The following is a 20835-nucleotide window of genomic DNA, read 5'->3' on the forward strand; positions in this document are numbered from 1 at the left end:
AGACTTAAGGTGCTCCTATGAAGACCTTAAGTCTTTTGCATGGATTTTGCGGTATTCCAGCTTCATCAATGGGGCGGTGATTGTGGCTGATGGCGGCTGGACTGCCTATGAATGGACTGGAACCTTCGATTTCCCTGGAAGTAGAGGAGCAGGGCAAATAGCAAAGCCCCCAGGGCATCCAGGATAATATCTCCCATGGTGTCATGAATGCCAATCCCTTGATAGAGAGTGCCAAAGGTACAGTCCATAGTATACTCGTAGATTTCCCAGACCCCACCGGCAGCCAAAGAGAAGGAAAAGGAAAAAAGGGCGGCCAGGATTCTACTCATTATGGAGTCCTGCTTTTGGCGAGGATCAAGGAACATCAGAAGTAAGAAACCCATATGGGCAAAGATGAAGCCTGATGCACCGTGGAGCATTTTATCCCACCACCAAAACACAGAATAGAAGCGATTGGCTGTTCCTAAAAAAATGGAGGCGTATAAGAATAGAATCAGGACGGTAAGAAACCCTCGGGGGATAGTCAGCTTGTATCTGGTCTCCAAACTAAAGGGAAGGGTCATAAAGAACAGGGTCAGCAGGCACATCCCCGTGGATAACCAATTCAAGCGGGCAAGGTGGAAGAAGGTCATAGGGACAATCGTTATGCATAGCAAAATATAAAGCCAAAAGACAAAAGGTTTTTTTCTTTTCATAGTTTACTCCTTAAGAAGGTAAGTTCTTGCTAATTCGGCTTATAATGACTTATAATTTCCTTAGAACAAGAATTTAATTCTATAATTGAAGCAGGAAGCCCTATTCCTGCTTTTCATTTTTGAGGAGGGCCTCATGTGAAGGGTGTATGATCATAGAAAATCTAGTTTAGACTAAGTATTAGAAAGAGCTGAAAAAGACATAAAAGCAATCTAAAAAGTTCCTGAGAAGGGAGTAGATTATGAATCAAGTTTTGATAAAAACCAATCAACTAACCAAACGCTACGGGGATGTAGCTGTAGTGAATCATTTAAATCTTGAAGTAAGGGCAGGAGAGATTTTTGGCTTTCTTGGCCCCAATGGAGCAGGAAAAACCACCACGATCAAGCTCCTGACCGGACTTATGGAGCCAAGTGAGGGAGAAGCTTTAATTTGCGGTTATGATATTCGCAAGCAGCCCACCCAAGCCAAAGCCCTTATGGCTTATGTCCCGGATCAACCCAAACTCTATGGTAAACTCTCGGCTTGGGAATTCCTAAAGCTCATAGGGGATCTTTATCAGATACCCAAAGATGTGACCATAAAAAGGGCAGAGATGCTTTTGGAGATGTTTGGACTTCTGGACAGAGCCGATGAACTTTTGGAAGGATATTCCCACGGGATGCGCCAGAAGGTGGTGTTAGCCTCCGCCCTGATCCACCAACCCAAAGTCATTCTCCTGGATGAACCCACCGTAGGGCTGGATCCGGCCAGCGCCCGTCTCCTCAAGGACGTTTTGCAGGAGTTGGCACACCAGGGAGCGGCTGTTTTTGTCTCCACGCATATCTTAGAGATTGCCGAAAGAATGTGCCACAGGGTGGGCATTCTTCAAAAAGGAAAACTCATCGCTCAAGGCAGCCCGGAGGAATTGCGTCAAAAAGTAGGGCATGGGGGAGAAAGCTTAGAAGATATCTTCCTGGAGTTGACCGGGGGTCATGAAAATGAGGAATTGATCAAAAGCCTGGAGGAGGGATGAGCGTGAGAATCCTTTTACCGCCTCCTATAGAAACACCGCCGCCGCCTCAATCTTTCTTTCAGGACTTCATCCTCCTCCTCAAAAATCAATTCCGGGTGTCTTGGAACAAATTTCGCCATCGGCCGAAAAGTGCTATTCTGCTTTATGCCCTGCTGATCTTTTTCATAGCGGCTTTCATTTCTTCCATGGGTTTCCTGGCTTATGGAGCTATGGGCTCTATTTCCCATGAAGTGGTGGAGGGATTTCTTTCCTTGCTCTTTTTAGGCGGATTGGTCGGTCAGATATTTTTCGGTATCACCGCCGCCTTTGCCGCCCTTTATATGTCGGAGGATCTGGAGCTTCTCTTCATAGCTCCGGTATCCTTGAAAGCCGTCTTTGCGGTCAAATCCCTCAGCGTCATCGCCAGCAACTTTTTAACAGCACTCCTTTTTGTGTTTCTGCCGGGGATTTTTTATGGATTATTCTTTCAGGCCGGTCCCGCCTTTTACATCCTCGTCCTGCTTGTGGGGTTGGGTCTCATGATCATCGGCACAGCTATTGCCGAGCTGCTGAATTTAATCGTTATGCGCATCGTTCCCCCCCATCGCAGCAAAGAAGCCGTAGGCTTCATCGGAGCATTGGCGGGAATTATGATCGCCTTGTTTTTCCAGATTCCCAATCTGATTCTGGGCAGGGGAGAGCAATTTGACATGACCTCCTGGCTTACAGGCAATGAACAGATCCTCAACCTTATGCATCTCTTTCCCTGGGGATGGGGATCCCAAGCCTTAGTAGCCGGTATGTCGGGAAAATTCTTAGTGGGGCTGGGCTGGAGCCTGCTCCTTCTCGCCGTAGGGATCGGACTCTTTCTCCTGGCGTTTAATCTCTTGGAACAGGGGTTTCGCCGGGGCTTTATCTCCCTGAGTCAGGGTGAAGGGGGCCGCCGACGCACCAAAAGCCGGAAAAGAGCATTGCCCGACCAAATTACACCAGAAAGAACTTCCCGGGCGGCTCTTCAAGGAAGAGCGGATACCAATCTAAAGCGGGTATTTTCTATACTCAATGAAGAACCCATAGGCAAAACTTCTCCCTTGCGGGGAATGTGGGCTGTTGCCCAAAAGGATTTGCTTTACCTGAAGAGAGATACCCGGGAGTGGTTTGGTTACCTGACTCCTTTGATCATCATGGCTTTTTTTATCGCCCAATACCTCTTTGTCCGCACACCAGGCTCCGAATCCTCCCTGGTAACAGTCTTTATCATGTACACGATCATGTTCAGCGGCAACATGGCCCTGCTTTCCTTTGGCCGGGAAGGTGAATCCGATTGGCTTTTGAACAGCGTTCCTCTGGGAGGCTGGCCGGTTGTATTAGGAAAACTGCTGGCGGCGGTCTTACCCACCTTGGTCCTTATGGAAGCTCTCCTGGTGGGAACTGCCCTAGCCATTGGCTTAAGCACCACGATGATTCTGGCTTTAGCCTTCGGCGCTATCTTTCTATCGATGGGTTCCAGTGCCATTGGTCTCTTTTATTCCATTAACTATTCCCGATTTAACCCGGAAAATCCTCAACAGCGAATTTCGCCGGGAGCATCTATGTTCATGTATCTGGTGAATATGGTCTTTGTACTCTTGCTGGCCTTAGGCATCCTCTATGTGTTCCGTCCGGTGGAATTAGTAGCTGTTCTTGAAGGGCTTCCTCCTGTAACCTATGAAGGTGGCTTTTGGTCAGGCGTTCTCTATGCCCTCTATCTCTTAACCCGCCCTCTGCTCTGGCCAACCTGGGCGCGCTTAATCATAGGTATACCCGTTACAGCGGCTATCTGGGCAGTGATGTTTTTCGGTTTTATGGCCGCCACCGTAAGGGAAAGCCGCAAGGGATTCCGGGTGGAGATTGTTACGACGAAGAAGAAAAGCAAAAAGACAAGGAAAAGGTAGGGGAGAAAGCATTGACGGAGAAACCAATGCTCATTCAGAGCAGGGAAAGCCTGGATCACCTGCTTCGAGAACAAAAGATTTCAATCCTCTATTTCAGCAGCTCAAATTGTAATGTCTGCCATGCCCTTTTGCCAAAAGTGTTGAAGCTGGCACAGAATTACGAGATTGTGGTGGGGGAGATCAACATCCAGGAATTGAGGGAAGAGGCAGGGCAATTTCTGGTCTTTACTGTGCCGACACTCCTGATTATGTTGGAGGGAAAAGAGATTCTCAGAGAGAGTCGGTTCATAGACCTTCTAAACGTAGCCCGGACCTTGGAATCCCTCAGTGAATATCTTGAACCGCTTTTACCTTCTGGCAATATAAGCTTATCTAATATATAATTAGGTGGAATATAATAAATCTCGAATATTCCGAGCATCTTAAGAAAACAGCATATCAGAAAGAATAGTATAGAGGCTCAGATAATTAAAAATTGAGGTGAAACGATGATTACTTTTGGAATGATAACACCAATGGTAGCTGTTATTGTATTGATTATTGCCCTTCTTATTTTTGGCCCCGGAAAACTTCCTGAAGTAGGAAAGGCGATGAGTAAGGGAGTTAAGAACTTTAAGCGTGAAATGAACACCGTCGATGCGGAAATCGTCAGTGAGGAAAAGAACACAGACGAAAAGGAAAAGAAAGAAGAGTAAAATCAAAGGGGCGTTTTGGCTTCACATATATGTGGAGAGCCATAACACCCCTGTTTTTTTATGGTCTAAGGTATAATAAATCCTTCAGGGACTATGCAGTAAGCAGGAAATACACCTTTAGAATAGAATATTTAGGCAAATCAGTTTATTTGGGTGAATAGGTGTAAAGGTGGGTTTGTAATGACGACAGAAAGTCAGAAGAAATATCGGGATGCCTTGGAGCATGCCAAGAGTGAATTTGCCAAGCGCAGTTTTTCCAAGATTCTGGAGCTTTCCGGAGCTGCCTCATATGACGAATCCAGCCTGGTCCTTGGCTATGGGGGTGAGCTTTACCGAGTTTGGTACCCCGAAGGAGAGATAACTCCTTGTGAGGACATCACCGATCATATTCTCATTCTCCAGTACCTGACGGAAGTATGCGGAGTTCAGCCCACCGGACGGTGGATATCCTTCAGAGAGCTGCCGGGAGGAAACAACCATTACGGGGCATTTAAACTGGAAGCCATGGATCCTTTGGCCAAGCACTTTGGAAATTCGCCGGAGAAATTTGAGACCATATGCCAGAAACTTAAGGGCAAAAAATTGGCTATGGGAGACATAGCCTATACCATAGAGGTTCTTCCCAAACTTGAACTGGCCCTGATCCTATGGTTGGCCGATGATGAATGGCCGGCAAAGGCTAATATACTTTATGACGCCACGGCCAGCATGCATCTGAATACGGAAGGATTGGAAGTCATGGCCATCAATTTAGTAGAGAAGATGGTAGCTAAGACTTCAATACTATAGTTAAAATGCATAAAGGGTGCCGCAGAGCTGCTTCTTAGCATCTGCGGCACCCTTTATTCTCAAAAGATTTAGAAAAAAATAATAATTTATTAATATTTAACAATAAACTATTAATATATATGTGATAGTATACACAAAGTAGTAATAAATATACTGATAATCAAACTGTGAAGGGAGGTAAAATTCAAGCATTACTGGGGAGGTGAAAGTAAAGAAATTCACAAAAGATAAATAAGAGTGGAGGATACGGGATGGAACCTTCCAATTCGGGAATGGGACTTCTGGAAGCACGGGCGCTAACGTACAAAATTATTAGTGCAGGATTTATCAAGCTACCCAGCACAAATCTAATCAAGCTCACTATCAAAGATAAGCTTTTTGATTTCTTTCCCTTAGAGCTGAATACGGAGGAGTTTCAGCAAGGTTTACTTCAGTTAAAGTTGTGGAGTAGTCAGATAAACGAAACCAGCCTGGATAATATCGTTGTCCAACTAAATGCTGACTATAATCGATTATTTGTGGGACCTAATCATCTCCTGGCACCACCTTGGGAATCGGTTTATCTCACGGAAGAAAGATTGACCTTTGACCGTATAACTCTTGACGTGAGGGAGTTTTATGGTCGACATGGTCTGGAGTTTATCTTGATGAATAAAGAGCCGGATGATCATTTTGGCGTTGAACTTGAATTTATGGCAGAGTTGATTCACCGTCAGATCCAACACTTAAGGAAAGGTCAAATTGAAGAAGCTTCCTATATAGAAAAAGAACAACAGGCATTCCTTGGATTACATTTGTCAAAATGGACTCCCCATTTTACCCATAGTGTCCTCGAAGGAGCGCATACGGATTACTACCAAGGACTAGCCCGTTTAGCTCGAGATTTTATTATCTGGGATTACGAATACCTGAGCAGGGAGGATACTCAAGAACTAAGAAAATCTAAGGACGAATGGGAGGTAGGATAATGGTAAATAAAGACTTTAAAATCAGTCGTCGCTCCTTTTTAAAATGGAGCGCAGCTGTAGCGGGATCAACGACACTGGTGGGATGCATGCCCATAACTTCGGGAGTAGGAGCTGAACCTGCTGTTGCTCAAGCTGGGAATCGTCATCTCAATGCAGAAACAAAACCTTCGATATGTTGGCATAATTGCGGCGGTCGGTGTCAGATTAAAGCCCAGGTGAAAGACGGCGTTGTACTGAGTTTTGTTACGGATAATGAAGGGCCCGATACCCCAGACAATCTTCAAGCGAGAGCTTGTTTGAAGGGGAGATCCCAGCGTCAACGCCTGTATCATCCCGACCGGCTGAAATATCCCATGAAAAGAGTGGGGGAACGGGGAGCCGGACAATGGGAGAAGATTTCCTGGGAAGAGGCTCTGGATACCACAGCCTCTGAGTTAAAACGTATCATCAACCAATACGGCAATGAATCCGTATATTTCATTTATGCTTCGGGGGTCGGAGGAGCATTTAACCAAAGCTATATGGGGGGAGCATCAGGGAGACTCCTTAATGCATTGGGTGGATATCTCAGCTTTTATGGCAACTACAGCCAGGCAAATTATATGTATGCTATTCCTTATATGTTTGGGGCCGGTTATGGGGGAAGCTCTCCGACCAGTTTTCCGGATGCCAAGCTTATCGTGATGTTTGGCGATAATCCTGCCTGTACGCGGGTCGGAGGTCTCAATTCAACCTATTATCTCAAGTTAGCGAAACAGAATGGAACCAAAATTATTGTAATTGATCCTCGTCACAGTGATACAGTAGGTACCTTTGCCGACCAGTGGATTCCTATTCGTCCGACCACTGATGCTGCACTTGTGGCAGGCCTTGCTTATGTCATACTGACAGAAGGGCTTCACGATCAAGCTTTCCTGGACAAGTACTGCATAGGCTTTGATGAAGAGCACATGCCTGAGGGAGTTCCGGCAGGAAATTCCTACAAGAGCTACTTGATGGGAGTAAGCGATGGGCAGCCGAAAACCCCGGAATGGGCATCAGAGATCACGGGGGTTCCTGTGGAAACCATTAAACAATTGGCCAGGGAAATTGCCGGAGCAAAGCCCTGCTTTGTCCTTCAGGGACGGGGAGTACAGCGTCATGCTAACGGAGAATTCCAGGCCCTTTCCATACCCCTTTTAGCCCTGATGACAGGAAACATGGGGAAACTCGGTGCCAATCCCGGTATGCATGAAGGATTTACTTCAGTAAAAATGGGTGCATACCCTGCGGGCAGCAATCCAATACAAGCTAAAGTGTCGTTCTTCATGTTTACCGATGCCATTGAAAAAGGGGGCAACCATACCAAAGAAAATGGTGGATTGCAAGGTGCGGACCGGCTGCAGCATGGCATCAAGTTTATTTGGAATTATGGCGGCAATGCCTTGATCAATCAGCATTCCGATACCGGGCGGACTGCGGAGTTACTGAAAGACACCACGAAGTGCGAATTTATCTTGGGTATTGAGAATTTTATGACGCCAAGTATGGAGTATGCAGATATTATTCTCCCTGATATCACTCAATTTGAGCAGGAGGATATTGTTACACGCGCTTTGGGACAAGGGCTTGCTCTGTATGGGCAAAAATTGGTGGATCCCTTGTATGAGTGCAAGGGTGTTTACGAAATTTGTACAGAGCTGGCAAAACGCCTTGGCGTTCTTGATAAGTTTGATGAAGGCAAGAGTCAGGAGCAATATTTGCGTGAATGTGTAGCTGTGGCCCAGGAGGCTCATCCCGACTTCCCATCTTTCGAAGAATTCAGGAAAAAGGGCATTTATAAGACAAAACCTAAGACAGTTATTGCTTATCAAGCTTTCGTGGAAGATCCGGAAAACAACCCTCTGCAAACTCCTTCAGGAAAGGTAGAGATTTTCTCTAAAGCCCTCTACGATATGAATAATCCGGAAAGGATACCGGCTGTTCCTAAATATGTAGCTGTTGCAGAGGGACCAAAAGGTGCTCTGAAAGATAAATATCCCCTTCAATGCATCGGCCATCATAGTAAACGCCGTGTTCATTCCACCTTTGATAATCTGCCCTGGATGGAGGAAGCAGAGCCTCAGAAATTATGGCTCAACCCCCAAGACGCGGCTGAGAGAGAGATTGAAGATGACGATACGGTAAGGATCTTTAACGATCGCGGGACGGTAAAAGTAAAAGTGAAGGTCACTCCCCGCCTCATCCCAGGAGTATGTTCTCTTCCCCAAGGAGCTTGGTATACCCCAGATGATAAGGGAGTGGACATCAGGGGATGTATCAACACCTTAACCACTTGGGACCCCACCGCCCTAGCCTGGGGTAATCCTCAGCATACGAATCTAGTTCAAGTAGAGAAAGCGTAGGAGGTGATTTGAATGGCAAATCAATACGGTTTTTATGTGGATCAACAGAACTGCATTGGCTGTTTTACCTGCCAGATTGCCTGCAAGGATAAAAATGATTTGGCAGATGGATTGCGCTGGAGAAAGGTCCATGAATTCACTGGAGGATCCTGCATCGAGGAAAACGGTGTATTCAAAAGCAATGTCTTTGCTTACTGGCTTTCTCTGGGCTGTAATCATTGCCAAAATCCTAAATGTGTGGAGAATTGTCCAACCGGCGCAATGTACAAACGGAAGGAAGATGGCATCGTATTAGTGGACCAGGATCGGTGTGTCGGCTGTGGTTACTGTACATGGTCTTGTCCTTATGAAGTTCCGAAAGTCTCCGGTAAAACGGCCAGTAAATGCAATTTCTGCATCGATCTGCAGCAGGAAGGGAAAAATCCCGCCTGTGTTGATGCTTGCATTATGCGGGTATTGAAATTCGGTCCTATCGATGAGCTTCGCGCTGAATACGGAAAAGTTGCCGAGGTTAAGGGACTCCCCAGCGCCGATATCACCGAACCTTCGTTGGTTATTACACCGCATAAGGCCGCAATAAAGTAGAAGGGAGCTTTATCATGAAAGAAATGCCATTGATAATTTTTACTTTAACTATGCAGGCGGCTATCGGTGCAATCCTTTGGGCAACTATCCTACGCATCAAGGACAAAGAAGTCTCCGCCTTCAAAACCAATACCTTATGTGCATTAATCCTGAGTGCAGTGGGCATCATCGCTTCGCTGCTTCATTTAGGGAAACCTTTCTTAGCACTTACCACCATGTCCAACTTCATGGCCTCCTGGTTGAGTAGAGAGATATTCTTTAGCGGCGGCTTCTTTGTTCTAATAGCTGTCTTTTGGTGGCTGGAACGGACAAACAAAGCCAATTCCCTTAAACAAATAGCTGGCTATTTAGCCTGCTTATCAGGTTTAGCCGCAGTATTGGCCATGGCCAAACTTTATATGGAGACGATCATTCCGGCATGGCAAAGTGTGAACACATTGGTTGATTTCTATGCCACCACTCTAGTTCTAGGTGCGATAGTATTCTATGTATCCGCAGGACAAAAAGAAAGAGGGAAACTGCCCAGACTTGAGTTCTTCGTTCTTGGAATCGTTTTAGTGCAAATCGTTTTTCTTCCCAATTATGTTGCCGGCTTAGGAGCAACAGCAGGTGCCGGCCAAGAAAGTGCTGCATTGCTTGCCGGTGGTTATAGCGCTGTTGTTTTCTTGCGTTGGCTGCTTATGTTAGGCGGAATTTTTCTTTTCCTAATTTCACGCACAGGGAAATTTGTTAACCAAAAGAGCTTCTTATATACAGCGGTGGGGGTCTTGATCATCGGAGAAGTCATGGGGAGGTATCTTTTCTATACCTCCGGTATTCCCATTGGATTAGGAATACTTTAAACATCCGGATCATAATCGACAAACAAAATTATAGAGTGAATTAAAATACAAAGGCTTAGAAATGGTTGATCATTTCTAAGCCTTTGTCATGTAGTATCCTTCTTCAGGATGATTTGGCAGTTAAGCAATCATTAAAAGCTTGTTTTTACTCCAAAATGATTACATCTACAGGGCACATATCGGCAGCTTCCTTGGCCTTCTCTTCCAGTTCCGATGGAACAGGATTAACATAAGCTTCAGCCAGTCCGTCATCATTCATCCTAAAAATTTCTGGGCACACCGCTTCACAGGAGCCGCAACCAATGCAGTCAGATTCTACAGTTGCATACATGATAATTCCCCTCCCTTTTTATGTTCTTGCCTATATTGTAACAGAATTGTGTAAAATTTGGCAGTATTTTTTTCATGAAGAATTTTGTCGTTTTTAGGGGCATTAATTGTCTTTACAATTGTGAAGATTTGGTTTACCTTTGGAATAGAAGTATACTAGTATATACAACTATACTAAAAGGAGGTCTTTGTTTTGAGCGGTGAATTAGCGAAAAAACTGGGAGCACTGGATGAGGACGCAGTCTTAGCGGGAGTACAAGCTTTAAAGGAACAAGGTGTTCCTGGGCTGGATATCATTCAGGAGCTGCAGGAAGGAATGCAGGCGGTTGGTCAAAAGTATGAAGCTAAAGAGTATTTTCTCTCTGAATTGATTATGTCAGCTGAAATTTTCAATGAAGCTATTAGTGCACTGGGCGATTTATCCGGAACAGAGCAATCTCATTTAGGAAACTTTGTATTGGGCACAATCTATGGCGATATCCACGACATTGGGAAAAACATTGTCAGCACGGTTTTAAAATGCAATGGTTTTAATGTGATTGATCTTGGCGTTGATGTACCTACTGAAAAATTTATCGAAGGGATCAAAGAATATAAGCCAAAGGTCATAGGGTTCTCCTGTTTACTTACAACTGCTTTTGATAATATAAAGGCTGCCATCGAAGAGATTGAAAACGCCGGCCTTAGGAACGATCTGAGAATTCTCATTGGAGGCGGTCCTGTTGACCAATCAGTATGTGATTATGTAAAAGCGGATGCGGTCTGCAGGAGTGCTCAGGAAGCTGTGGAAGTCGCTCAAGAATTTTCAGTTTAGAAACCAGCCAGTCTATAGAGCATAGTGATCAGAATAGGAGGCGCTCGGATGCTCATTGTCGGAGAATTGATCAATACCAGTCGTACAGAAATTAGGACTGCTGCCTTAAACAGGGATGCCAAAACCATTCAACAGGTGGCTAAGGCCCAAGAGGAAGCAGGGGCAAGCTACCTTGATGTGAATTGCGGTAATTTAGTGGAACAGGAAATTGCAACCATGAGATGGCTTGTGGATACTCTCCAAGAGGTATCGACTTTACCCCTGAGTATCGATAGCCCTAATCCCACTGCTTTAACAGAAGGTCTGCAAAGAGCCCGGCATGGACAACCCATGATCAATTCAATTTCCAATGAATCTGCCCGCTGGCGAGCTGTAGTACCCCTGGTTTTGGAATACAAGACCAAAATCATTGCTCTATGTATTGAAGATTCAGGAATGCCGAAAGGGCTGGAAGATCGGTTAAGAATTGCTGATAGTATTATTAATAAGCTTGTTCAGGCTGGAGTGCCGCTGGAAGATATTTATATAGACCCCTTGGTGACTCCCATAAGCACGGATCAAAAAAACGGCAAAATACTTTTAAATGTTATTCGCACTATTATGGAGAACTATCCGGGTATTCATACGATCTGCGGCTTAAGTAATATTTCTTATGGATTACCTGCCCGCAAAGTCTTAAATCGTCTCTTTATGGTCCAAACCATGAGTGCGGGTATGGATAGTTATATCCTTAATCCTACGGACAAAGGAATGTTGGGGTCTCTGAAAGGTTCAATGGCATTGCTTGGACTCGATAGGCATTGTCGGGCCTATAATAATGCCTATCGAGATGGGTTATACGATCACGCCTAGGTTACTCGACCAAGAAGTAAAAGTTAGGAGTGAAACTAATGTCAAATAGTCAGTTATATAATGAGCGGAGAGAAAGGCTAGCAAAAGCTGTAGCTCTTGAGAAAACGGATCGGACTCCTGTGGTGCTGGAATTTGCAGCGTTTGCAGCCAGGGTACAAAACATGACGGTAGCTAATTATTCCAGCAACAGTTTAATTTCAGCTGAAGCAATGATCAAGACGGTAGAAAAAGTCGGTGGAGCAGATGGTATTGACTATGGAAGCTGGTTTAAACAAGGACTAGGTCTTATATGGCTAAGCAGGTTGAAGGTACCTGGTGAAGACCTTGCCGAGAACGAATTATGGCAAGTTGAAGAGATGGAACTAATGAAGCAGGATGACTATGACAGGATTGTTGTTGAGGGATGGCCTAATTGGCATTTGTCCTATATTCAGGAACGCATTAGCTCCGACATGCTCCCACAGATTATGGCCGATGCGCAAAACGCCCCCAAAGTAATGGAAATGTGGAAAGAAGCTGGTGTACCTCAATTGACGGGCGGTGCCGCTACCATAACGACAATTCCTTTCGAGATGTTTTGTGGTGGGCGTTCCTTCACTAAGTTTGTACGGGATCTGTTTAAAATACCTGATAAAGTTCAAGCAGCTATGGATGCGGCCTTACCTTACATGGCACCTCAAAGTATAACTAATTGTAAAAGTCTGGGTTCTGAATATATATGGTTAGGTGGCTGGCGGGCTGCAAGTGACATGCTTTCACAAAAACAGTGGGATCGATTTGTTTTTCCATATTATGAAAAACTCATTTACCAAGTACTTGACGCTGGAATTACTCCGATTCTCCATTTTGATTCCAACTGGACACGTGATTTAGCACGTTTCAAAGACTTTCCGAAAGGAAAGATCATCCTAGAGCTTGATGGCATGACGGATATCTTTAAAGCCAAAGAAATTTTAGGGGATACCATGTGTATTATGGGTGATGTGCCGGCATCCCTTCTTTCCCTGGGAACACCGGATGATGTTCATAACTATTGTCGGAAGTTAATTGAAGAGCTTGGTCCTACGGGCTTCGTTCTTCACTCTGGCTGTGATATTCCCATTGATGCAAAATTAGAGAATGTTCAAGCTATGGTTGCTTCTGTAACCTCTAAATAATTGATGATACAATAGACAAAGGCAGGCTGCTGCCTTTGTCTATCATTACTAAAGGGAGAAGGCTGTTATGAAGACTCGAGAATCCTTTGTACCGGTTTATTTTCAACTTGCTGAAGATCTAAAAGAAAAAATCCTGGCCGGCGAACTTAAGCCAGGTGATGCTTTACCTTCAGAGACCCAGCTGGGCGAGCAATACAGAATTAGTAAAATGACAGTGCGCAATGGACTAAGGCTCTTAGCTCAGGAAGGGCTGATTAAATCCTTCCGTGGCAAGGGGAACTTTGTTGCTCACCCGAATCTCAGTGAGCTTATACTTAAACTTTCCGATCCTGGATTAGAGAGTTCGAGAAGCTACGATGCTAAATTGCTCGCCATTAATGTTATATCCGCAGAGGATGGTGTTGCTCTACGCCTTCAGATTAAACCTGGAAGTAAACTCATTCGGTTCCGACGGTTGCTTCTTATGGATAAGGAACCGGTGGCGGTAGAGAACCGCTATCTAACCTATCAACGGGGTCAGCCCCTCGTGGAGCAGGAAATTAAGTATGCGGATTTTCCCGAGGCTGTAGCCAAGCATACAGGAATCATTACCGAAGGTAATCAAGTCACCATTTCCGCCGTCTCTTTAAACCAGGCAGATTCCGAATTATTGGAAACATCTTCAGGAATTCCTGCTCTAAAAATTGAACAACTGGTTTATGGAAGAAAAAATACCCCCTTAGGATTATCCATTATGATATGCCATGGTGAAAAATATCATCTCATCGCTTCAACACGGAGTTTTTTTAGCTAAGAAGTGCTTTGCTTTAGTGCTTCACGCTAGAGGGGAAGGAACGCATATGGTTGAAAGTATGCTTGTCGCCGCAGTGACCCGCCTTGATGTGGATAAGGTGTTATCCTTGGTGGAGTCGGAAATAGCAATTGGCAAAGGCTCCATAGAAATCATTGAAGAAACTCGCCAAGGAATGACACAAGTTGGTCATTTATACGACCAAGGAAAATACTTCCTGGCTGATCTTATGATGTCTGCAGAGATATTTAAAGATGTAATCAGTCTTGTGTCAAACCAGGCTAATTCCCTAGCAGCAATCGAACCATCTGCGACGATTTTGTTCGGAACCGTAAAAAAAGATATCCATGATATTGGTAAGAATTTAATGATTAATTTACTTCGCTTTAATGGGTACAATGTCATTGATTTAGGTGTGGATGTGGCGCCGGAGAGATTTGCCGAAGGGTGCATTAAGCATAAGATCTCCATCGTCTGCTTATCGGGGCTGATTACCCAATCCTATGATTCTATGCGTCTGACCGTCCAAGCTCTTGAGAAAATGGGACTAAGGCCAGGGGTAAAGGTGGTTATTGGCGGCTTAGTTAATGAACAGGTTAGACAATATACCAAAGCAGATTATTGGGTTAAAGATTGCTCAGAAGGAGTAAAGCTCTGTTCCTCTCTCTTCAATCTCAAAACACATCAAGAAATATCCTGAAGGTGAATTATATGAAGAAGACTGTAATCATAGCTTGCCATACCCTTAAGGATGAACTTAACAGAGCAATCCAAGAGGCGGAATGCCAATTCCCTGTTTTATGGATAGAATCAGGGTTGCATCTTTACACAGATACCCTAAATAAGCGCCTCCAACAGGAATTGGATAGAATCACCAATGTAGAGCGTATCCTCCTGGCATTCGGGTATTGTGGCAACTCTTTACTGGGGCTGACATCCTCTGGTGCTCAATTGGTCTTTCCCTGTGTCGATGATTGTATCAGCCTTCTCTTAGGCTCTCAGCACGCAAGGAAGAAGATATCGGAAGAAATAGGGACCTATTATCTCACCAAAGGTTGGCTGGAATTCGAAAGCAACATATGGCAGGAGTATCAGTATGCGGTGAAGCGCTATGGCAAGGAAAAGGCGGAGCGCCTGTTCAGACAAATTCTTAATCATTATCACCGGTTGGCTGTTATTGATACAGGGGCCTACGCGGTATCCGACTTTCTCGAACTTACGAAAAAGATAGCTGACACCTTAAAATTAGCTCATCAGGTTATACCCGGCTCTACAAACTATCTGAAGAAATTGCTCACGGGTCCTTGGGATGATGAGTTTGTGATTATTCCTCCTGGGGAAATCGTTACCTTAACCCATTTATGCCACGACACTACCGAACCGCTTTTACAAATTACCGGTATATCCCAGTAGTCGATAGACAACCAGGGCGGTTGAGCGAGGTTTATTAAATGAGTGAAGAAATGAAAAATCAGATCATAATTGATGGTCAAAATCTCATCATAGCTAAAAACAGTGCATGGACCCTTATGGATACCTTAACGGATGCAGGTGTACCTATGGAGTCTGTTTGCGGCGGAAAAGGAACCTGTGGCAAATGCAAGGTTCGGGTTTTGAGCGGGGAGGTTATGGGTTGTAACGGAAGCTTTGCTGAACCCGAAAAAGATGGTTCATACTTAGCTTGTCGGATTTATCCATTAGGTCAAGTCGTATTGGATAAAATCACAAAAAGAGGAGTGACGGCGAAAGGAGAAATAGGGAGAATCCATATTTCCTCCAAAGATAGGGTTTCAGTGCTCAGAAAGTCGGCGGTGCGACCGACCTATCCGACTTTAACTCAAAACTACTCGCTACAGGAAATGGTTAATAAGGTTAATGATGTGAAATATAAAGAGATGTTCAATTTACACAGCACAGCATTACAGGATATCCCTTTACTGGCACGGACCAAGACAGAGATATATACCTTAATTCATTTGGACAATAATGTGACCGCTGTGGAAGCAGGGGATACTTCCTCGGTTTTTTATGGAGTAGCTTTTGATATAGGAAGTACCACAGTGGCTGGAATGCTTATGGATATGAATAGAGGAGAAGTGGTCGCTTCAGCAGCCGAGACCAACCCTCAAACAGCCTATGGTGCAGATGTCATTTCTCGCATCAAAGCAGCAGAGAAGTCAGAAGGATTAAAGCAGCTTTCTGACTTAATTCGTCATTGTCTAAATAACCTTATCTGCAAGCTTTGTTCCGCCATAGGGATAAGAACGCAGGATATTTATCTGATGACCATCGTGGGAAATTCAACCATGGAACATCTTTTGATGGGTATCTCACCGATCAGCTTAACCATACCGCCCTATGTGCAAGTCTTTAAATCCATACCTCCCTTACCACCACAGGAACTTTCCCTGGATATTCATTCGGGGGGACGGGTGGTTCTTATACCCAATATTACTAGTTTTGTGGGTGCCGATACCACCGCAGCTGTCATGGCCGTGGATCAGGATCTGACACCTAAGCTCACCTTATTGATAGATTTAGGGACGAACGGAGAGATTGTTCTCGGCAATCGTGAGCGCATGATTGTTACCTCTACAGCTGCCGGCCCCGCTTTTGAAGGTGCACAGCTATCCTGCGGCATGAGGGCAACGGATGGGGCCATTGATGATATCGTCATACTAGAGGATGTCCATATCCGAACGATTAACGATCAGAAGCCCGCAGGAATATGTGGTTCGGGAATCATTAAAGCTCTCGCGGAAATGGTTCGCAGGAGGATCATCACCTTCTCAGGTCGATTTGCGGAGAGCAGTCAAATGTCGCAACTCCCTCCTAAGCTCCGGTCCAGAATAAGAGAGAGGGATGGGCAAAGAGAATTTGTACTGGCTTTTGCAGAGGAAAGCGCAAACGGTTCAGATATTGTCATTACCCAAGGGGATGTCCGGGAACTTCAGTTGGTTAAATCCTCGATTTGCACGGGGTCTCAAATCTTAATGCAATCATTTGGAGTCAATCCGGAGGAGATTGAGCAAGTTTTTATCGCCGGTGCTTTTGGCAGTTTTGTAGATTTGGACAGCGCCTTAGCCATTGGCTTGATTCCTGTACATGAACGAAAAAGAGTTCGCTCCGTTGGCAACGCTGCCGGAGAAGGGGCTGCCAAGGCTTTGCTGTCAAACAACCACATCCAACGCTGCCAAGCCATTGCCGAGAAAGCAGAGTTCATCGAATTAGCGAATCATCCTCAGTTTCAAAAGAGCTTTATTAAAAATCTGGCATTTCCAGAGGAGGGTATAACATGAAAGTTCTACTCTTTGGCGGCTTTTTGGGTGCGGGTAAGACTTCCTCGATTCTCTCTGCGGCCAAGTTCCTGGTGGAGAATAACCCAACTGCCCAGGCAAGCAACCCGGAAACCCCTTCGCTGGTTATTATCGAGAATGAAGTGGGCGAGACAGGAATTGATGATAAAATCCTCAAAGCAGAAGGGCTGATGGTTCGGGAGCTTTTCTCCGGCTGTATTTGTTGTACATTGACCTCGGAACTGACCGTGACTTTAAATGAACTTTATGAAGCTTATGATCCCCAGTGGGTGATCGTGGAAGCCACGGGAATGGCTTATCCCCATCGAATCGCTGAAACAATCCACACCTACGGAAAGGGGGTTGAAAGCCTGAAGAACATCATCGTCGCCGATGCCGAACGTTGGGAAGAACTGACGGAGATCGTCCCCGGCTTGGTTGAAGGCCAGATCGCTAAAGCGGATCTGATTTTTCTCAATAAGATCGACTGTATGCAACCCGAGACCTTGTCTGAAATAGAGAAAAACCTGCATCACCTTAATCCTTCAGCGCAAATTTATTGTGTGTCGGCCTTTAGAGGAATTAATTCGGAAATCTGGAGTGAGGCGGTATTGGGAAATGAGTGAGTCAAAGCACGAGCATCACCAACATAGTCATAAATGGGAGGATGGGGAAAGCCATAATCTCCAGCACGGTCATGAATGTAAATGCGAAAACTGTCATAGACCTGAACACCGGAACGAAAACACTTCACAGGAAAATGCTTCAAAAAAAGTCTGCGCTCCTGATCAGGAGCCCGGAATTTTCTCGGAAAAATATGAATTAGTCCTGAGTCAGGAAAGCAGTCTCCTCCCCGTCCAAGAGGCCCTTCTCCGCTGGGTCGGTGAAATACTCCAATGGGTGAAGAATAAGCAGGGCTTTGTAGGGCATATCAAAGGGTTCATCGAAGGGAAGGAGCATTTTTGGTTTTCTTCTACGGGAAAAGCCGTTACGGCAAAATCCTCTTCCGGTTGGAATGAGGGGCTGGACCAAACCTTCACCATCAACGCAACCGCCATAATCTTTGGTATCCGTAAGGAAGAGCTTGATGAATACGCCGAGCAGTGTTTAGAAACTTGCATCGCGGAGCAATGTCCTGATTCAACACTGGTTCAAATAGATCTATTGTGCTCCCTGGCCAAATCTCTCGGTGCAGCTCATGCAGCTCTTATAGCCGTGGATAGTATTAAGTTTAATCATGATTTCAGAAAGCAATGTGAGCAAAATACCTGCGGCAGTTACGACAAAAACTGGATGTGTCCACCCAATATGCCTTCTATCGACGAACTCAGGGACAAAGTATTGCCATATGATCGAGGGTTATTGTTCCAAACCGTGTATCAGCTTAAAAACTCCTTTGACTGGAGAGGGGTGCAGCAAGCGGTTGTCGAACATACCCAAGTTTTTAGGAAGGTCTTAGCTGAACTGAGAAGCATGAAAAATTTCCTGAATCTCCTCCCTTTAAATGTAGGACCATGTACTTACTGTGGCCGGTGTTCTTTTCTTGACGGTGAAGAGTGCCGATTCCCCGAAGAAGCAATTCCTTCAGTCGAGGCTTATGGGATTGATGTGATGGCTTTGGAGAAAAGCTGTGGTATGCCCTATTATAATGGAAAAGATACGGTCTCCTGCGTAAGTCTTATTTTATTTAGGTTCTAGCGCAGTGGGAGTTGTATGCTCCTTCTGTAATTCTGCTTAGGAATTGAACTTTAATGTTCTTGGAGAATTGATATCACCCTTACAGGGCAACATTATAGATAGCTTTTGTTGATCCTGAAAAATCGAAGGAGTGATAACCATGAGTGAAACAAAAATTCCTCAACCCGCTTTTCCTGCCCAGCACCAAAATAAGCAACCTGGTCTTGAAACCTTAATGAATCCCAGTCCGATCTTTGAAAACCCCAACTATCGCCCCAGTGGCAAGCTACAGGGAAAAGTCGCATTGATTAGCGGTGGAGACAGCGGAATCGGGAGAGGGGTATCCATTCTCTATGCCAAAGAAGGTGCCGATATTGCCATCGTCTATCTTGATGAACACGGTGATGCGCAAACGACCAAAGAGAGGATTGAGCAGCTAGGAAGACGCTGTTTGTTGATAGCTGGGAATATCGGAGATGAGAATTTTAGTAACCAAGCGGTGCAAAAGACCCTGGATACCTTTGGGAGCCTGGATATACTTGTGAATAATGCAGCGGAACAGCATCCACAGAATTCACTTCTGGATATCACTGCTCAACAAATTGAGCAGACCTTCCGCACCAATATTTTAGCTATGCTGTATCTGACCAAGGCGGCACTTCCCCATCTAAAGCAAGGTTCCGTGATTATCAATACTGCTTCGATTACAGCTTATAAAGGTGATGCCAAACTTATCGATTATTCCGCATCCAAAGGAGCGGTAGTGGCTTTCACACGTTCTCTTTCAGAATCACTGATCAAACAGGGAATCCGCGTCAATGGAGTAGCACCTGGACCCATCTGGACCCCCCTGATTCCTGCTTCTTTCGCTGCCAACGAGGTCGCCACCTTTGGCAGCACCACTCCCATGCAACGAGCCGGGCAGCCGGTAGAAGTAGCTCCGGCCTATTTGTTCCTTGCTTGCGAAGATTCTGCCTACATGTCGGGGCAAATACTGCATGTTAATGGGGGAACGATAGTTAATGGCTAAACTAATGGCATCTGCGGGATGAGAGCAGATGCCATTACTATTTCCTCCCCCCGGTTAAAGAGGACTTGTTAAAGCATGCCGAACGGAATATACGGTTCTAAAATATTTAATCAGAAAGACACTCAACATGCCGTGAGTACTATGGAACTGGGAACAATGGCTTTTTCATTTGGAAAAAAATCTTAAGTTAAAAGGAATATGAAAATCTGATACAATAGTGGAGAAGTGTAAGGATTGATAGGAGAGATACACATGAACGAAATCCTCACCCAACTCAAAAACAGAAAATCAGTAAGAATTTTCGAAGACAGAGCCATCGATTGCGAGATAAAGGAGAAGATCCTTCATGCCGCCTTCGAAGCCCCCACGGCGGGAGGAATGATGCTCTATTCCATCCTGGATATCACGGACCAAACTCTCAAGGAAAAATTGGCCTTAACCTGTGATAACCAGCCCTTTATTGCCAAGGCTCCTTTGGTGCTCGTCTTCCTTGCCGATTATCAGAGATGGTATGATGCCTATTGTTATGCGGAGTGTAACCCGCGACAACCTGGGGAGGGAGATATTCTCCTGGCCTGTGCCGATGCCCTTATTGCTGCCCAAAATACTGCGGTGGCCGCCGAGTCCCTGGGGGTGGGGTCTTGTTATATTGGTGATATTATTGAAAACTATGAGATCGTTCGCGAATTATTGGAACTTCCGGATTATGTACTGCCTGCGGCTATGCTGGTCTATGGTTATCCTACAGAATCTCAGAAGAATAGGAAAAAGCCGGCCCGCTTTGATGAGCAATTTTTAGTTTTTGAAAATAAATACCGTAGGCTCAGCCTGGAAGAACACGAAGAAATGCACCGCACACGCAATGAAAAGTCCGGGCTGAGCAAGGAGAATATCTATGAAAGCATTAAGGCCAATTGCAACCGCAAATACATGTCGGAGTTCGCACTGGAGATGAATCGCTCGGCGGCAGAGTATCTGAAGAATTTCAGACCGGAATAATGTTGA

The 20835-nt window shown here is 45.1% G+C and carries 22 protein-coding genes; 20 read left to right on the plus strand and 2 right to left on the minus strand.

Annotated elements, in window-relative coordinates; genetic code table 11:
- Positions 1-65 precede the first annotated feature (65 nt).
- Entirely contained in the window at positions 66-695 is a 630-nt protein-coding gene (locus tag DESDE_RS09925; protein ID WP_014793908.1) for a DUF2238 domain-containing protein, read from the minus strand.
- Positions 696-934: 239 nt separating this feature from the next.
- On the opposite strand from DESDE_RS09925, the gene DESDE_RS09930 reads away from it, so the two are divergent.
- From DESDE_RS09930 to DESDE_RS09970, 9 genes are all read left to right on the plus strand, one after another.
- Positions 935-1708 (plus strand): ABC transporter ATP-binding protein, encoded by a 774-nt coding sequence (locus tag DESDE_RS09930; protein ID WP_014793909.1) that lies wholly within the window; start codon positions 935-937, stop codon positions 1706-1708.
- Positions 1709-1710: 2 nt separating this feature from the next.
- Positions 1711-3621: a putative ABC transporter permease subunit gene (locus DESDE_RS09935; protein ID WP_014793910.1), complete on the plus strand. Its 1911-nt coding sequence runs from the start codon at positions 1711-1713 to the stop codon at positions 3619-3621.
- 11 nt (positions 3622-3632) lie between these two features.
- Complete coding sequence (locus DESDE_RS09940; protein WP_041917251.1) at positions 3633-4004, plus strand: thioredoxin family protein; 372 nt, start codon at positions 3633-3635, stop codon at positions 4002-4004.
- Between the two features lie 105 nt (positions 4005-4109).
- Positions 4110-4316, plus strand: a complete 207-nt coding sequence (gene tatA, locus DESDE_RS09945) for a twin-arginine translocase TatA/TatE family subunit (protein WP_014793912.1) — start codon at positions 4110-4112, stop codon at positions 4314-4316.
- Positions 4317-4496: 180 nt separating this feature from the next.
- Positions 4497-5105: a DUF3786 domain-containing protein gene (locus tag DESDE_RS09950; RefSeq protein WP_014793913.1), complete on the plus strand. Its 609-nt coding sequence runs from the start codon at positions 4497-4499 to the stop codon at positions 5103-5105.
- 251 nt (positions 5106-5356) lie between these two features.
- Entirely contained in the window at positions 5357-6073 is a 717-nt protein-coding gene (locus DESDE_RS09955) for a TorD/DmsD family molecular chaperone (RefSeq protein WP_014793914.1), read from the plus strand.
- Entirely contained in the window at positions 6073-8457 is a 2385-nt protein-coding gene (locus tag DESDE_RS09960) for a DMSO/selenate family reductase complex A subunit (protein WP_014793915.1), read from the plus strand. Before DESDE_RS09955 ends, DESDE_RS09960 begins: the two co-directional genes overlap by 1 nt.
- A 12-nt stretch (positions 8458-8469) precedes the next feature.
- Positions 8470-9042, plus strand: a complete 573-nt coding sequence (locus DESDE_RS09965) for a DMSO/selenate family reductase complex B subunit (RefSeq protein ID WP_014793916.1) — start codon at positions 8470-8472, stop codon at positions 9040-9042.
- A gap of 14 nt (positions 9043-9056) precedes the next feature.
- Positions 9057-9884: a dimethyl sulfoxide reductase anchor subunit family protein gene (locus tag DESDE_RS09970; protein ID WP_014793917.1), complete on the plus strand. Its 828-nt coding sequence runs from the start codon at positions 9057-9059 to the stop codon at positions 9882-9884.
- Positions 9885-10029: 145 nt separating this feature from the next.
- Here the strand turns inward: DESDE_RS09970 and DESDE_RS09975 are convergent, their stop codons facing one another.
- Positions 10030-10215, minus strand: coding sequence for a ferredoxin (locus tag DESDE_RS09975; protein WP_014793918.1), 186 nt, complete (start codon positions 10213-10215; stop codon positions 10030-10032).
- Positions 10216-10407: 192 nt separating this feature from the next.
- On the opposite strand from DESDE_RS09975, the gene DESDE_RS09980 reads away from it, so the two are divergent.
- The 11 genes from DESDE_RS09980 to DESDE_RS10030 all read left to right on the plus strand — a co-directional run bounded on the left by DESDE_RS09980 (position 10408) and on the right by DESDE_RS10030 (position 20829).
- Positions 10408-11028 carry a cobalamin B12-binding domain-containing protein gene (locus tag DESDE_RS09980; protein ID WP_014793919.1) on the plus strand — a complete coding sequence of 207 codons (621 nt, stop codon included), beginning with the start codon at positions 10408-10410 and terminating at the stop codon, positions 11026-11028.
- A gap of 48 nt (positions 11029-11076) precedes the next feature.
- Positions 11077-11880 (plus strand): methyltetrahydrofolate cobalamin methyltransferase, encoded by an 804-nt coding sequence (locus DESDE_RS09985; protein WP_014793920.1) that lies wholly within the window; start codon positions 11077-11079, stop codon positions 11878-11880.
- 38 nt (positions 11881-11918) lie between these two features.
- Positions 11919-13037 (plus strand): uroporphyrinogen decarboxylase family protein, encoded by a 1119-nt coding sequence (locus DESDE_RS09990; protein ID WP_014793921.1) that lies wholly within the window; start codon positions 11919-11921, stop codon positions 13035-13037.
- A gap of 67 nt (positions 13038-13104) precedes the next feature.
- Complete coding sequence (locus DESDE_RS09995; RefSeq protein WP_014793922.1) at positions 13105-13830, plus strand: GntR family transcriptional regulator; 726 nt, start codon at positions 13105-13107, stop codon at positions 13828-13830.
- 46 nt (positions 13831-13876) lie between these two features.
- Positions 13877-14527: a cobalamin B12-binding domain-containing protein gene (locus DESDE_RS10000; protein ID WP_014793923.1), complete on the plus strand. Its 651-nt coding sequence runs from the start codon at positions 13877-13879 to the stop codon at positions 14525-14527.
- Between the two features lie 11 nt (positions 14528-14538).
- Positions 14539-15240, plus strand: a complete 702-nt coding sequence (locus tag DESDE_RS10005; RefSeq protein WP_014793924.1) for a DUF1638 domain-containing protein — start codon at positions 14539-14541, stop codon at positions 15238-15240.
- Positions 15241-15278: 38 nt separating this feature from the next.
- Positions 15279-17126: an ASKHA domain-containing protein gene (locus DESDE_RS10010; RefSeq protein WP_014793925.1), complete on the plus strand. Its 1848-nt coding sequence runs from the start codon at positions 15279-15281 to the stop codon at positions 17124-17126.
- Complete coding sequence (locus DESDE_RS10015) at positions 17123-17749, plus strand: CobW family GTP-binding protein (protein ID WP_014793926.1); 627 nt, start codon at positions 17123-17125, stop codon at positions 17747-17749. Before DESDE_RS10010 ends, DESDE_RS10015 begins: the two co-directional genes overlap by 4 nt.
- Complete coding sequence (locus DESDE_RS22875) at positions 17742-18821, plus strand: DUF2284 domain-containing protein (RefSeq protein WP_014793927.1); 1080 nt, start codon at positions 17742-17744, stop codon at positions 18819-18821. Before DESDE_RS10015 ends, DESDE_RS22875 begins: the two co-directional genes overlap by 8 nt.
- Before the next feature lie 139 nt (positions 18822-18960).
- The gene (locus DESDE_RS10025; RefSeq protein WP_014793928.1) at positions 18961-19830 is read left to right on the plus strand and encodes an SDR family oxidoreductase; all 870 of its coding nucleotides are present in this window, start codon (positions 18961-18963) and stop codon (positions 19828-19830) included.
- A 252-nt stretch (positions 19831-20082) separates the two neighbouring features.
- On the plus strand, positions 20083-20829 hold the full coding sequence (locus DESDE_RS10030; protein ID WP_014793929.1) for a nitroreductase family protein: 747 nt from the start codon (positions 20083-20085) through the stop codon (positions 20827-20829).
- The last annotated feature ends 6 nt before the right edge of the window (positions 20830-20835 follow it).

This window comes from Desulfitobacterium dehalogenans ATCC 51507 (assembly GCF_000243155.2).
Classification (GTDB): domain Bacteria; phylum Bacillota; class Desulfitobacteriia; order Desulfitobacteriales; family Desulfitobacteriaceae; genus Desulfitobacterium; species Desulfitobacterium dehalogenans.

Coding starts and splice junctions, on each gene's coding strand:
- DESDE_RS09925 (WP_014793908.1), bottom strand. CDS start 695: ATGAAAAGAAAAAAACCTTTTGTCTTTTGGCTTTATATTTTGCTATGC.
- DESDE_RS09930 (WP_014793909.1), top strand. CDS start 935: ATGAATCAAGTTTTGATAAAAACCAATCAACTAACCAAACGCTACGGG.
- tatA (WP_014793912.1), top strand. CDS start 4,110: ATGATTACTTTTGGAATGATAACACCAATGGTAGCTGTTATTGTATTG.
- DESDE_RS09950 (WP_014793913.1), top strand. CDS start 4,497: ATGACGACAGAAAGTCAGAAGAAATATCGGGATGCCTTGGAGCATGCC.
- DESDE_RS09955 (WP_014793914.1), top strand. CDS start 5,357: ATGGAACCTTCCAATTCGGGAATGGGACTTCTGGAAGCACGGGCGCTA.
- DESDE_RS09960 (WP_014793915.1), top strand. CDS start 6,073: ATGGTAAATAAAGACTTTAAAATCAGTCGTCGCTCCTTTTTAAAATGG.
- DESDE_RS09965 (WP_014793916.1), top strand. CDS start 8,470: ATGGCAAATCAATACGGTTTTTATGTGGATCAACAGAACTGCATTGGC.
- DESDE_RS09970 (WP_014793917.1), top strand. CDS start 9,057: ATGAAAGAAATGCCATTGATAATTTTTACTTTAACTATGCAGGCGGCT.
- DESDE_RS09975 (WP_014793918.1), bottom strand. CDS start 10,215: ATGTATGCAACTGTAGAATCTGACTGCATTGGTTGCGGCTCCTGTGAA.
- DESDE_RS09985 (WP_014793920.1), top strand. CDS start 11,077: ATGCTCATTGTCGGAGAATTGATCAATACCAGTCGTACAGAAATTAGG.
- DESDE_RS09990 (WP_014793921.1), top strand. CDS start 11,919: ATGTCAAATAGTCAGTTATATAATGAGCGGAGAGAAAGGCTAGCAAAA.
- DESDE_RS09995 (WP_014793922.1), top strand. CDS start 13,105: ATGAAGACTCGAGAATCCTTTGTACCGGTTTATTTTCAACTTGCTGAA.
- DESDE_RS10000 (WP_014793923.1), top strand. CDS start 13,877: ATGGTTGAAAGTATGCTTGTCGCCGCAGTGACCCGCCTTGATGTGGAT.
- DESDE_RS10005 (WP_014793924.1), top strand. CDS start 14,539: ATGAAGAAGACTGTAATCATAGCTTGCCATACCCTTAAGGATGAACTT.
- DESDE_RS10010 (WP_014793925.1), top strand. CDS start 15,279: ATGAGTGAAGAAATGAAAAATCAGATCATAATTGATGGTCAAAATCTC.
- DESDE_RS10015 (WP_014793926.1), top strand. CDS start 17,123: ATGAAAGTTCTACTCTTTGGCGGCTTTTTGGGTGCGGGTAAGACTTCC.
- DESDE_RS22875 (WP_014793927.1), top strand. CDS start 17,742: ATGAGTGAGTCAAAGCACGAGCATCACCAACATAGTCATAAATGGGAG.
- DESDE_RS10025 (WP_014793928.1), top strand. CDS start 18,961: ATGAGTGAAACAAAAATTCCTCAACCCGCTTTTCCTGCCCAGCACCAA.
- DESDE_RS10030 (WP_014793929.1), top strand. CDS start 20,083: ATGAACGAAATCCTCACCCAACTCAAAAACAGAAAATCAGTAAGAATT.